Raw genomic sequence first — 13,158 nt, forward strand, 5'->3', positions numbered from 1 at the left:
AAGGTGAAATCAATGGGTCCTGAGCCTAACGGATAAGTCATGGCATCCCGACTACGATATTCCTAGTGCCCTCTCAAGATAGTGCGTGGTGGAATTCGATGTAGAGAACGCTCGCTTCTCGACCCGCACAACCGCCCTACCACCTAACTCCGCGCCCCCATCAGCCGGGCAATCGGCACGTAATCATCCGTCATGACAACCGTGCTGTCGCGCGCGGCCAAATCGCGGATCGACGCGGCGTCCACCCGCACCACCTGACGCGCTTCGGGGTGCATGTGGGTAAACTGGCTGACCGGGGTCGGCGCGTCGCCCGCGACCATGATGAACACGCGGCGGTCCTCTGACGGGTCATGCAGCGGGTCGGCCCAGATTTCGACCACCTCGAACTCTGCCTGCGCGGTGGCCACGACCGAGGCCAGCGCCTCCAGCCGGTCCATATGGTCGATCACGTTCATGATATACGCGCCGCCGGGGTTCAGCCGGTCCTTCACAAGGGCGAAAAACTCTTGCGTTATCAGGTGTTCGGGCACGGCGATATCGGTGAACGCATCGCCGATGACGATGTCATAGGTCGTGTCCGACAAGGTCAGCACCCGGCGCGCATCGGAATGGATGACCGTCGCGGTTGCCGGGTCGAACCAGAAATGTTCGGCGGCACTGCGCGTCACCTCTGGGTCCATTTCGGCCACGGTCGCATCGACGGGTTCATCATGTGCGGCCCAAGCGCGCGGCAAGGCGTAATTGCCCCCGCCGATCAGAAAGGCCGACCACGCGGCGCGCCCCTCCATCCGCAGGCGCGACAACCCATCCAGCATCATGGCATGAACCGTCAACATGGCGCGCGGGTCATCGCCTGACGAGATGCCATGCACAAGATGATCCAGCACCATCACCCGCTCTGGCCCGATGGGCGATTGTTCGACCACGCGAATGCAGAAATAATTGCTTTCCACCGTGCAAGGATCGGGGCGCGACAGGGTCGCCCCGGCCAGCACCAAGGGCACCAGCGCGGCAACACCGCCTTGCACCAGCCAGCGGCCCAGCCCCTGCGCGGCCCAGAAACTGTGCAGCGCCAAAGCGGCATAGACCACCGTAACCACCACCAGCGTGCCGGTGCTGCCCAGCCATGAAATGAACACGAACCCTGCCGCGAGCGTGCCAAGAATGGCCCCCCATGCGCCCGCTGCGAACATGGCCCCCAAAGCGCGGCCCGCGCGGTCAGGATGGCGCAGAACGGCCACATGGCTGAGGATGGGGGCCGGGATGCCCGCGAAAAACGAAGGCAGAAAGAACACCAGCGTTGTCAGCACCACGATCACGGCCACGGGGTGGTCGACCGTCGTGATGACCGGCCCGGCCATACCGCGCAGCAAGAACAGCGCCCCGCCCGTGGTCAGCGCCGCGGCCAGCAGCGCCCAGCCATTCGCGCGCAGGGCTTGGTCCGGGGGCAATTCCGCAAGCCGCCCGCCAACCCAATGCCCGGCCGAGAACCCCGCCAACACCACCGCGATGATCGACGTCCACGTATATAGCGACATGCCGACATAGGGGGCCAGCATCCGGCCCGCGACAATTTCCACCACAAGGCTGGCGGCGGCAACGGTGGCCTGCACCGCGATCAGAACCCAGAGTCTGTGCATACACCCTCCCGAAGCAGCACCAGCAGGTTAGGGCCAAGCCCAAACAAGGACAAGCAAGCGTTGCGCCTAATCCATCCACGGCGCGACATGGGCGATGTCCTCATCTGACCAGCCGAAATGATGCGCCAATTCATGCAGGTAGACATGCGCGACCAGATGGCCAAGCGGGATATCCCCGCGCGCCACCCATTCGTCCAGAATGGGGCGGCGGAACAGCCAGATCGTGTCCGGCCCCAGCGCCTGACCGCTCATCTTGTCGGGCAAGGGCGTGCCGTCATACAGGCCGGTCAGCTCATACGGGTCGTCTATGCCCATTTCGTCCAGCACCGCGTCGGGCGCGAAATCGACCACCTGCACGGCGATGGCGCGGGCATGGGTCGCGAACGGCTCTGGCAGATCGGCAATCGCGGCCGTAACCAGCGCCAGAAAATCGGCATCGGCGGGGGGCAGGCTGTCGGTGAAGGCTGTGTCACTCATGCCCTTGGTCTTGCACGCGCGCAGCGCTTGTGAAAGAGGAAAGCGGATGAAAAAGGGGTTTTCACCATGTCCAGCATCGTCACCCGCTTCGCGCCTTCGCCCACGGGCTACCTGCATATTGGCAATCTGCGGACCGCGCTTTTCAACTACCTGATCGCGCGGCAACAGGGCGGCACCTTTGTGCTGCGGCTGGATGACACCGATCAGGATCGGTCCAAGCAAGAATATATAGATGCGATCCAGTTCGATCTGGAATGGCTGGGCCTGACATGGGACCGGATCGAGCAACAGTCGAAACGGCTGGACCGCTACCACGACGCCGCCGAAAAGCTGCGCGCAGACGGTCGTTTCTATGAATGTTTCGAGACCCCGACCGAACTGGACCTGAAGCGCAAGAAACAACTGAACATGGGTCGCCCGCCGGTCTATGACCGCGCGGCCCTTGCGCTGGATGACGGCGCGCGCGAGCGCCTGCGCGCCGAGCGCGCGGGCTATTGGCGCTTTTTGCTGAACCAGACGCGGATAGAATGGGAAGACGGCATCCTTGGGCCGCTTTCCATCGACGCGGCCAGCGTGTCTGACCCGGTGCTGATCCGCGCAGATGGGCAGGTGCTATACACCTTGGCGTCGGTTGTGGACGACACGGATATGGGCATTACCCATGTCGTGCGCGGGTCCGACCATGTGACGAATACCGCCACGCAAATCCAGATCATCGAAGCGCTGGGCGGCCATGTCCCCAGCTTCGCGCACCATTCGCTTCTGACAGGCCCGCAGGGCGAGGCATTGTCAAAACGGCTGGGCGTATTGTCCTTGCGCGATCTGCGCGAACAGGGTGTCACACCGAATGCGCTGTTGTCGCTGATGGCGCGGCTTGGGTCCAGCCAGCCGGTGGATCTGCGCCTGTCGCTTGATGAGATTGCCGAAGGCTTCGATCTGTCGCAATTCGGCGCAGCCCCCACCAAGTTCGACGCCGAAGACCTGTGGCCGCTGACCCGAGGCGACCTGCAAGCGCGGCCCTATGACGCCGTGGCAAGCACCATTCGCGCCCTTGGCGTGCCGGACGATCTGGCGCCGCAATTCTGGGACGTGGCGCGCGAGAATATCGACAAACTGGACGATCTGGGCGCGTGGTGGGCGCTGTGCCGTGATGGCGCGACGCCGGTCATTGCCGACGAAGACCGGGATTTCATTGCGCAGGCCATGGCATTGTTGCCGCCCCCGCCCTATGGCCCGACTGCGTGGAAGGATTGGACCGAAGCGGTCAAATCCGCCACCGGGCGCAAGGGCAAAGGGCTATTCATGCCGCTGCGGCTGGCGCTGACGGGCCAAGCACGCGGGCCGGACATGGGCGCGCTGATGCCGCTTTTGCAGCGGGTGCCCGCGCGCGAGGCATGATAACGCGCGCAGCGCTTTGCGCGTGCCTTGCGCTTTGCGCCGTGGCCCCAGCCCATGCCCAGACATGGGCAGAGCAGAAATGCGCGCTCTATGAGCGGGCATTGTCCGACGCGCTGCGGCTTTGGGGCGATGACGGGATCAGCGCCGAGTTTCTGGAAGGCAACGCGGGCTTCATCGCCCAAGGCTGCACAGAAAGAGGGCAGATTTGCCCCGCATCGCCGCAAGAGCGCGCGCTGGCCGACAGGCTGACGATGATGACCATGAACGAAGGTATGGCCAGCACCTTTGTGCCCTTCGCCTGCCCCAGATAACAAAAGGCGGGCGCATCGCTGCACCCGCCTGTTTTGTCCGAACATACCCGGCTCAGACTGCTTTTTTCAAAGCCTCTGCCAGATCGGTGCGTTCCCAGCTGAACCCGCCATCCGCTTCCGGCGCGCGCCCGAAATGGCCATAAGCGGCGGTGCGCTGATAAATCGGGCGGTTCAGCCCCAGATGGTCGCGAATGCCGGATGGTGTCAGGTCCATGGTCTTGGCCACCGCTTGCTCGATCACCTCATCCGGCACTTGCCCCGTGCCATGCGTGTCGACATAGATCGACAGCGGCTTGGCAATGCCAATGGCATAGGACAATTGCAGGGTGCAGCGCGACGCGATCCCGGCGGCCACGATATTCTTGGCCAGATAGCGCGCGGCATAGGCGGCAGAACGATCGACCTTGGTCGGGTCTTTGCCCGAGAACGCGCCGCCACCATGGGGTGCTGCGCCGCCATAGGTATCGACAATGATCTTGCGCCCGGTCAGACCCGCATCGCCATCGGGACCGCCGATAACGAAAGTGCCCGTGGGGTTGACCCACCATTCGGTCCGGTCGGTCAACCAGTCGGTCGGCAGCACCTCGCGGATATAGGGTTCCACGATGGCGCGAATGTCGTCAGATGTCTGGCTTTCACTGTCATGCTGGGTGGAAAGCACAAGCTGCGTCACCTCAACCGGGCGGCCATTTTCATAGCGCAGCGAAAGCTGGGTCTTGGCATCGGGGCGCAGATGCGGCTCTGCACCCGATTTGCGCACCTCTGCCAGACGCCGCAAGATCTTATGCGCATACTGGATCGGCGCAGGCATCAGTTCCGGGGTTTCATCGACGGCGTAGCCAAACATGATCCCCTGATCGCCCGCGCCCTCACGGTCCACGCCTTGGCTGATATGCGCCGATTGCTCATGCAGGAAATTCAGCACATGGCAGGTGTTCCAGTGGAATTTTTCCTGCTCATACCCGATATCACGAATGCAATCGCGCGCGATCTGTGGAATGCGGCCCATCAGGTCTTTCAGCCGTTCGGGGTTCGACAGCCCGATTTCCCCGCCAATGACCACCAGCGACGAGGTGGCAAAAGTTTCGCAAGCCACGCGCGCATTCGGTTCTTCGGTCAGAAGCGTGTCCAGAACCGCATCGGAAATCCGGTCGCACAGCTTGTCGGGGTGCCCTTCGGAAACGGATTCAGAGGTGAAAATATAATCTTGCCGTGCCATGCATCGTTCCTTCATCCGGGCGGTTCAGCCCTTGTCAATTAGCCCATGCCACCAGTTGTCCAATCGCGACTTATCAAAGCCCCAAGCGGTTCACAACTCGAATACCCGGATCAGTTTTCCGCCGATGTCGCGGATTGCACAAGGCGCAACACATCTGGCCCAAGTGCGGCGACAATAAGCGCCACGCCCTGCGCGTTGGGATGGATGTTGTCGTCTTGCATAAGGTCACGAAAGGACATTCCGGCCTCTGCCTTTTCCGACAGCGGGCGCAGGAAATCGGGATAAAGGGGCACGTCGTATTTTTCGGCCAGATCGACATACATGGCTTCAAACGCCGTCTTGAACTCTGGCCCGTAATTGCCCGGTGCGGGCAGGCCGACCAGCAAGGCCGGAATACCCTCTTGGTCCAGCCGGGCCAGAATGCCATCCAGGTTGTCGCGGCTTGTGCTTGGGTTCAGCCCGCGCAACAGGTCATTGCCGCCCAGCGCCACGATCATCGCGTCCACCGGTTCGGCCAAGGTCCAGTCCATGCGCGCCAAGCCGCCTGCCGTGGTATCGCCCGACACGCCCGCATTGATGACGGTCACATCTGCGCCCTGCGCGCGCAACCACTCTTGCAAGACCGGCACGAAGCCCTCGCCCTCTGGCAAGCCATAACCTTGGGTCAGGCTGTCGCCCAGCGCCACCAACCGCACAGGGTCGGCCATCGCCGGCGCAACGGAAAGCACACACAAACCCGTTAAACCTAAAAGCGCGGCCCGCATGCGGTTGCCAGCGGCGCGCGTGACCCCATATGCGAAGGAAGCAAACTTGTGCAGGATATTGTTCATGGCTGATACCGTGCTTTCATTGTCGAATGTCGGGCTGACCCTTGCAGGAAATGCCGGGCCGGTCACTATTTTGCGTGACATCACTCTCGACATTGTGCGCGGGCAAACGGTTGGGATGGTCGGGCCATCGGGGTCTGGCAAATCGTCTCTCCTGATGCTTATGGGCGGGCTGGAACGCGCGACAGAAGGCCGGATCGCTGCCTTGGGCCACGATCTGACCAATTTGAACGAAGACGCGCTCGCCCGCTTTCGCAGGAACCATATGGGGGTGGTGTTCCAGTCTTTCCACCTGATCCCCACCATGACCGCGCTGGAAAACGTGGCCACGCCCTTGGAACTGGCAGGCAAAGCCGACGCATTTGACCGCGCCGCCGAAGAATTGCACGCTGTCGGGCTTGGCCACCGGATGGACCATTATCCCGCGCAAATGTCAGGCGGTGAACAACAGCGCGTGGCCTTGGCCCGCGCCGCCGCCCCGCGCCCCGACATTCTGCTTGCGGATGAACCCACGGGCAATCTGGACGGCCCGAATGGGCAGGCCATCATGGACCTGCTATTCGGCTTGCGCGACCGTCACGGCGCGACATTGGTGCTTGTCACCCACGCGCCAGAGCTTGCCGCGCGCTGCGACCGGGTGATCCATCTGGCCGATGGGCGCGTCGCAGGGGACAAACCGCGCATTGCCAAGGCCGCCGAATAATGCGGGTCGCTTGGAACATTGCCCGCCGCGAATTGCGCGGCGGCTTGCGCGGGTTCTGGGTGTTTCTGGCCTGTCTGGCCTTGGGTGTTGGGGCAATTGCCGCCATCGGGTCGATCCGCAGCGCCATCGATGCCGGGCTGGAACGCGAAGGCGCGATGCTTCTGGGCGGCGATGCCGAGTTGCGCTTCACCTACCGCGAAGCCAATGACGAGGAACGCGCGTTCATCGACAGCTTCGCCAACGACGTGTCGGAAGCGGTCGATTTCCGGTCAATGGCCGTGGCAGGCGCAGGCGGCGCAGACGCCGAACGCGCCATCACGCAGGTCAAGGCTGTGGACAATGCCTACCCGCTGGTGGGCGAAATGCAGCTTGATCCGCCCATGCCGCTTGCGCAGGCGCTGGACGGGGCGGATGGCCTGCCCGGTGGCGTGATGGAACCCATCCTTGCCGACCGTCTGGGTCTGGCGATTGGTGACAGGTTCCGCCTTGGGGCGCAGGATTTCGTGCTGACCGCCCATATCACGCGCGAACCCGACGGGTTCGGCGGCAACTTCGGCTTTGGCCCGCGCACACTGGTGCGCACCGTGGCCTTGGAAAACGCCGAACTGCTGGGCCCGGGCACGCTCTATGAGGTGAACTACCGCCTGCTATTGCCCGATACCGACCTAGACCAAGCGCGCGACGCGGCCCTTGCGGGGCTGGACGGCGCAGGCGTGCGCTGGCGCGACAGTCGCAATGCCGCCCCACAGGTGCGGCAGGTCATTGACCGTGTGTCGTCCTTTCTTGTGTTGGTGGGGCTGGCTGGGCTGGCCGTGGGCGGCGTGGGCGTTTCTGCCGCCGTGCGCACCTATCTGGACAGCAAAACCAACACCATCGCTACGCTAAAGACACTGGGCGCCCAAAGCCGAACCATCTTTACAGTTTACCTAATGCAGATCGGCGTGCTGACCGGGCTGGGGCTGGCCGTGGGCCTGATCTTGGGGGCGCTGGTTCCCTTCATCGTCGCCCCTTTGGTGGCAGATCAACTGCCCGTCAGCTTGCAAATCTCGCTCTCGCCCGCAGCGCTGGCCGAGGCCGCGATCTATGGCGCACTGACCGCGCTGATCTTCACGCTCTGGCCGCTGGCCCGCACCGAACATGTGCGCGCGGCCGCCATTTTTCGCGGCGCGGCAGAGGCCACGGCGGCGTGGCCCCGCTTGCCCTATCTGCTGGTTATCGCGGTGCTGGTCGTGGCGCTTGTGCTGATCTCGGCCGCCTTTGCGTCGGTCCCGCGCTTGGCCTATGCGACGGCAGGTGGTGTTTTGGCGTCATTGGTGGTGCTGGCGCTGGCAGCCATTGCTGTCCGCGCTTTGGCGCGGCGATTGGCCCGGTCGCGTGCGCTGCGCGGCAAAACCGCGCTGCGCATGGCGATGGGCGCCATTTCCAACCCGCGCGAAGGGGCCGGTGCGGTCATCCTGTCGCTGGGGCTGGGGCTGACGGTGCTGGCCGCCGTGGGCCAGATTGACCACAATCTGCGCACCGCCATCGCCACCGACCTGCCCGACCGCGCGCCAAGCTACTTCTTTCTGGATATCCAGAATTCACAACTGGACGGGTTCCTGAACCGGTTGGCGGACGACCCCGATGTTGAAGATGTGCAAACCGCCCCCATGCTGCGCGGCGTGGTCACGGCGCTGAACGGCGTTCCCGCGCGCGAGCATCCGAATGCCGGGCATTGGGTGCTGCGCGGGGATCGCGGCGTGTCATATTCCGCCGAATTGCCCGAAGGCACCACGCTGACTGCGGGCGAATGGTGGGCGCCGGACCATGATGGCGCGCCCTTGGTCAGCTTCGCGCAGGAAGAGGCTGACGAACTTGGCCTGACCCTTGGCGATACTGTCACGGTGAACGTGCTGGGGCGCGACATTACCGCCACCATTGCCAGCCTGCGCGAGGTCGATTTCTCGACCGGGGGGATCGGTTTCGTGATGGTCATGTCACCGACGCCCATTTCGGCTGCCCCGCATACACATATCGCCACCGTCTACGCCACACAGGCCGCAGAGGGCGCAATCCTGCGCGATGTGTCGAACATGTTCCCCAACATCACCGCCATTCGCGTGCGCGAAGCGGCCGAACGGGTGACGGACGCGCTTTCGACCATGGCAACCGCGACCAGCTACGCAGCACTCGCCACGCTCCTGACCGGCTTTGTCGTGCTGATCGGGGCAGCCGCCGCGGGCGAGCGCGCGCGCGTGTTCGAGGCCGCCGTGATGAAAACGCTTGGCGCAAGCCGCCGCGCCATCCTGACCAGCTTTGCCCTACGCTCTGCGCTGATGGGCGCAGCCGCCGGGATCGTGGCGCTGGGGGCGGGCGCGCTGGCCAGTTGGGCTGTCATGCGCTTTGTGATGGATAGCCCCTACCGGTTCGAACCCTATTCGGCGCTTGGCATCATCGCGGGCGGGGTCATTGCCACGCTGGTTGCGGGCTTGCTCTTCGCGCTGCGCCCCTTAGGCGCACGGCCTGCCAGCATCCTGCGCGCGCAGGACTGATTCTGCCGGGGGGCGTTAGGCCGTGCGGGCCTGCGCCCCTTCGCCCAGCACCGAAAGAACCTTTTCGACAATCTGCGGCGCATTCATCGCGGCGACATCATACATGGCCTTGGGGCTGGCCTGATCGATGAAAATGTCGGGCAACACCATGGAGCGGAATTTCAGCCCATGGTCGAACACACCTTCTTCGGCCAGCAATTGTGCGACATGGCTGCCGAACCCGCCAATGGCACCTTCCTCGATCGTGATCAACACCTCGTGGTCGCGGGCAAGTGTCAGGATCAGATCACGGTCCAGCGGCTTGGCGAAGCGCGCATCGGCCACGCTGGGGGTGATGCCCTTCGCGGCCAAAGCTTCGCAGGCATTCATCACCTCTCCCAACCGCGTGCCAAAAGACAGGATCGCCACGCGACTGCCCGCCCGGATCATCCTGCCCTTGCCAATCTCCAGCGGCACGCCGCGTTCGGGCATCTCAACGCCCTCGCCCTCGCCACGCGGATAGCGAAAGGCGATGGGGCCGTCATCATGCGCCACGGCGGTGGCGACCATGTGGACCAGTTCGGCTTCGTCCGCGGCGGCCATGACCACGAAACCGGGCAGGTTGGCCAGAAAAGCCACGTCGAAACTGCCCGCATGGGTGGCACCATCCGCGCCAACCAACCCCGCGCGGTCAATGGCAAAGCGCACGGGCAGGCGCTGAATGGCCACATCATGCACGACCTGATCATAGCCGCGCTGCAAGAATGTCGAATACATTGCGCAGAAGGGCTTCATGCCGCCTGCGGCCAGCCCGGCGCAAAAGGTCACGCCATGTTGTTCGGCAATCGCCACGTCGAACATGCGGTCGGGGTGCGCTTTGGCGAACAGGTCCAGCCCCGTGCCGTCGGGCATGGCGGCAGTCACGGCCACGATCTTGGCGTCGCGGTCGGCCTCGTCTATCAGCGCCTGCGCGAACACCTTGGTGTAGCTGGGCGCGTTGGGTGTGGCCTTTTGCTGCTTGCCCGTGACCACATCGAACTTGGCGCGGGCATGGCCACGGTCGGCGGCATCTTCGGCCGGGGCATAGCCTTTGCCCTTCTTGGTCAGCACATGGATCAGCACAGGCTCATCCGCGCGCGCTTGCAGATTGCGAAGCACCCACAGCAACTGGTCCATGTCATGCCCGTCGATGGGGCCGATATAGTTGAAGCCCAGTTCCTCGAACAAGGTGCCGCCGACGGTGGCGTGTTTCAGCAAATCCTTGGCACGCCGCGCGCCTTCCTGAATGGGACCGGGCATGAAAGACAAAGCGCCCTTCACGGCATGTTTCAGGTCTTGCACCGGTTTCTCGGCATAGATGCGCGACAGGTAGCTGGACATGGCACCCGTTGGCGGCGCGATGGACATTTCATTGTCATTCAGGATAACGAACAACCGCTTGCCCAAATGGCCCGCGTTGTTCAGCGCCTCATAGGCCATGCCTGCGCTGATCGCACCATCGCCGATAACGGCAATCGCATCGCCCAAAGCGGGGTCGGGCGCGCCGCCCAATTCGCGCGCCATGGCAAAGCCCAAGGCCGCGGAAATAGAGGTCGAGCTATGCGCCGCGCCGAAGGGATCATAGGGCGATTCCGACCGCTTGGTGAAACCCGACAGGCCGTTTTCCTGCCGCAAGCTGCGCATCCGGTCGCGCCGACCCGTCAGGATTTTATGCGGATAGCATTGGTGCGACACGTCCCAGATCAGCCGATCGCGCGGCGTGTCGAACACCGCGTGCAGCGCGACGGTCAGTTCAACCACGCCAAGCCCAGCGCCCAGATGACCGCCGGTTTCCGAGACGGTCGCAATGGTGTCAGCGCGTAATTCATCGGCGACTTGCCGCAACTGGGCATCGGTCAGCCCACGCAGATCAGCGGGGCTGCGGACCTTGTCCAGTAAGGGCGTATCGGGCATGGGCTTGGTCCTTGGCTTGCGCGGGTGCGATCACCCTTTGCGGGCAATAACGAATTGCGCCGCCTGTCGCAAGATATCGGCATCCGCGCTGTATGGGGCAAGGGCATCTTGCGCCTGTGCGACCAGATCACGCGCGCGGGCTTTCGCACCATCGATCCCCAAAAGCGAAACGAAAGTGGCCTTGCCCGCCTTTTCATCTTTTTGCAGGCGTTTGCCGGCAAGCGCGATATCGCCCTCAATATCCAGCAGGTCATCGGCAATCTGGAACGCCAAGCCCAGCGCCTGCGCATAGGCGATAAGCGCCGCGGGGTCGGCACCTGCCATGCGCGCACCGGCACAGGCCGACCATTCGATCAGCGCACCGGTCTTGCCCGCTTGCAGCGCCGTGATCGCGTCCAGATCCAGCGGGGTGGCGGCAGTTTCGGCCGCAATGTCTAACGCCTGCCCCAGCACCATCCCCGCCCCGCCAGAGGCATGGGCAAGCGTGGCCAAAAGCGTCAGACGCCCGGCATCTGTGGGTGCCGCATCGGGCCGCGCCAGCAAGCCAAAGGCCAGCGTTTGCAGCGCGTCGCCCGTCAGGATGGCGGTGGCCTCGTCCCATTTTACATGCACCGTGGGCTGGCCCCGGCGCAGATCGTCATCATCCATGGCGGGCAGGTCATCATGCACCAGCGAATAGGCATGGATCGCTTCTATCGCGGCGGCAGCCGCCACGGCCTGCTCTGGCGCGATACCATGCAACCGCGCGCTTTCCAGCACCAGAAAGCCGCGCAGCTTCTTGCCGCCCCGCGCGGCATAAGCCATCGCATCGCGCACCACGCTGGGCGGAAGCGTTGCAATCTCGGCTTGCAAGCGCGCCTCGACCCGGTCGGCAGCGGCGCTCAGAGCGGCGGGAAAGCTGGTCATGCGGTGAACGGCTCGGTGCCCTTTGGGGTGCCATCCTCGGCCAGCCGGATCGCTTCAACCCGCATCTGGGCCGCTTGCAGACGTGCCTCGCAATGCGCTTTCAGCTTCGCGCCGCGTTCATACAGCGTGATCGAATCTTCCAGCGGCACGTCGCCCCGTTCCAGCCGGGTGACGACCTGTTCCAGCTCTGCCAAGGCGGCCTCAAAGCTCATTTCGTCAATCGGGGTGTCGTTCATGCGCTGCGCTCCATCAGAACCTTCACATGCGCCGCGACCGACCGGCCCAGCGCGGGCAGGTCATATCCGCCTTCCAGCACAGAGACCAGACGCCCCCCGGCATGTTTTTCCGCCACGTCGCACAGCGCCCCCGTGACCCATGCGAAATCATCCTCTGTCAGGTCCAACTGGGCCAAGGGGTCGTCGCGATGCGCGTCAAACCCGGCAGAAACGATGACCATTTCCGGCGCAAACCGGTCAAGCTGCGGCAACACGATATCCTCGTAAATGCGCCGGAACGCGGCCCCGTCCGTGCCCGGCTTCAATGGCACATTCATAACATTGCCATGCGCACCGGTTTCATCCACCGCGCCAGTGCCGGGCCAAAGCGGCATCTGGTGGCTGGAAATGAACAGCGCGCGGCGTTCGTCCCATAGCAGGTCTTGCGTGCCGTTGCCGTGGTGCACATCGAAATCCACCACCGCGACACGGGCCAACCCATATAGCTGCATGGCGTATTTCGCGGCAATCGCCACGGTGCCGAACAGGCAAAAGCCCATGGGTTTTTCCGTTTCGGCATGGTGGCCGGGCGGGCGCATGGCAACAAAGGCATTCCCGCCCTGCGCGCCCATTACGCGGTCCACGGCGGCGCAAGCCCCGCCCACTGCACGCAACGCGGCCTGCATAGACATGCTGGACACATGCGTGTCGGCGTCCAACTGGTAAATCCCCGCCGCAGGCAGCGCGCGGCGGATGCGGTCGATATAGGCTTGCGGGTGGCACAGGCGCACCCGCTCTTCGGTCGCAAGCGGCGCGGCTTGACGGTCTAGCGCGGCGAATTCGGGCGCGGCCAAGGCATCGGCAATCGCGGCCAGTCTTGCAGGGGCTTCGGGGTGGCCCGGCGGGGTCTGGTGCGCCTCGCCATCGGCATGGGTATAGAATGCGGTTGTCATGTCGCGACGGTATTCGATTGGGGTTCAGGGGGGAAGTGTAATTTGT

At 63.8% G+C, this 13,158-nt stretch carries 12 protein-coding genes; 4 read left to right on the forward strand and 8 right to left on the reverse strand.

The window, feature by feature from the left end; translation table 11 throughout:
- Positions 1 to 143 precede the first annotated feature (143 nt).
- Positions 144 to 1,640, reverse strand: a complete 1,497-nt coding sequence (locus AWT76_RS13345; protein WP_072246780.1) for a fused MFS/spermidine synthase — start codon at positions 1,638 to 1,640, stop codon at positions 144 to 146.
- Positions 1,641 to 1,706: 66 nt separating this feature from the next.
- Complete coding sequence (locus tag AWT76_RS13350) at positions 1,707 to 2,117, reverse strand: metallopeptidase family protein (protein ID WP_072246781.1); 411 nt, start codon at positions 2,115 to 2,117, stop codon at positions 1,707 to 1,709.
- Between the two features lie 66 nt (positions 2,118 to 2,183).
- Between AWT76_RS13350 and gltX the strand changes: the two genes are divergently transcribed.
- The gene (gene gltX, locus AWT76_RS13355; protein WP_072246782.1) at positions 2,184 to 3,515 is read left to right on the forward strand and encodes a glutamate--tRNA ligase; all 1,332 of its coding nucleotides are present in this window, start codon (positions 2,184 to 2,186) and stop codon (positions 3,513 to 3,515) included.
- Positions 3,512 to 3,826: a hypothetical protein gene (locus tag AWT76_RS13360; RefSeq protein ID WP_072246783.1), complete on the forward strand. Its 315-nt coding sequence runs from the start codon at positions 3,512 to 3,514 to the stop codon at positions 3,824 to 3,826. Before gltX ends, AWT76_RS13360 begins: the two co-directional genes overlap by 4 nt.
- Before the next feature lie 52 nt (positions 3,827 to 3,878).
- On the opposite strand, the gene metK is transcribed toward AWT76_RS13360, so the two are convergent.
- Both metK and AWT76_RS13370 read right to left on the reverse strand, forming a co-directional pair.
- Positions 3,879 to 5,045 carry a methionine adenosyltransferase gene (metK, locus tag AWT76_RS13365; protein ID WP_072246784.1) on the reverse strand — a complete coding sequence of 389 codons (1,167 nt, stop codon included), beginning with the start codon at positions 5,043 to 5,045 and terminating at the stop codon, positions 3,879 to 3,881.
- Between the two features lie 110 nt (positions 5,046 to 5,155).
- Positions 5,156 to 5,809, reverse strand: coding sequence for an arylesterase (locus AWT76_RS13370; protein ID WP_072247716.1), 654 nt, complete (start codon positions 5,807 to 5,809; stop codon positions 5,156 to 5,158).
- A 64-nt stretch (positions 5,810 to 5,873) separates the two neighbouring features.
- On the opposite strand from AWT76_RS13370, the gene AWT76_RS13375 reads away from it, so the two are divergent.
- A complete protein-coding gene (locus AWT76_RS13375) occupies positions 5,874 to 6,575 on the forward strand; it encodes an ABC transporter ATP-binding protein (protein WP_072246785.1) in 702 nt (233 codons plus the stop codon).
- Positions 6,575 to 9,106 (forward strand): ABC transporter permease, encoded by a 2,532-nt coding sequence (locus tag AWT76_RS13380; protein ID WP_072246786.1) that lies wholly within the window; start codon positions 6,575 to 6,577, stop codon positions 9,104 to 9,106. Before AWT76_RS13375 ends, AWT76_RS13380 begins: the two co-directional genes overlap by 1 nt.
- Positions 9,107 to 9,121: 15 nt before the next feature.
- On the opposite strand, the gene dxs is transcribed toward AWT76_RS13380, so the two are convergent.
- From dxs to AWT76_RS13400, 4 genes are read right to left on the reverse strand one after another with little or no spacing between them, the layout of a single operon-like run.
- The gene (gene dxs, locus AWT76_RS13385) at positions 9,122 to 11,038 is read right to left on the reverse strand and encodes a 1-deoxy-D-xylulose-5-phosphate synthase (protein ID WP_072246787.1); all 1,917 of its coding nucleotides are present in this window, start codon (positions 11,036 to 11,038) and stop codon (positions 9,122 to 9,124) included.
- A 30-nt stretch (positions 11,039 to 11,068) separates the two neighbouring features.
- Positions 11,069 to 11,944: a polyprenyl synthetase family protein gene (locus AWT76_RS13390; protein ID WP_072246788.1), complete on the reverse strand. Its 876-nt coding sequence runs from the start codon at positions 11,942 to 11,944 to the stop codon at positions 11,069 to 11,071.
- Positions 11,941 to 12,180 (reverse strand): exodeoxyribonuclease VII small subunit, encoded by a 240-nt coding sequence (locus AWT76_RS13395; protein WP_072246789.1) that lies wholly within the window; start codon positions 12,178 to 12,180, stop codon positions 11,941 to 11,943. The genes AWT76_RS13390 and AWT76_RS13395 overlap by 4 nt, the downstream gene beginning before the upstream one ends.
- The gene (locus AWT76_RS13400) at positions 12,177 to 13,112 is read right to left on the reverse strand and encodes a histone deacetylase family protein (protein WP_072246790.1); all 936 of its coding nucleotides are present in this window, start codon (positions 13,110 to 13,112) and stop codon (positions 12,177 to 12,179) included. The genes AWT76_RS13395 and AWT76_RS13400 overlap by 4 nt, the downstream gene beginning before the upstream one ends.
- Between the last annotated feature and the right edge of the window lie 46 nt (positions 13,113 to 13,158).

Source organism: Roseibaca calidilacus, assembly GCF_001517585.1.
GTDB lineage: Bacteria > Pseudomonadota > Alphaproteobacteria > Rhodobacterales > Rhodobacteraceae > Roseinatronobacter > Roseinatronobacter calidilacus.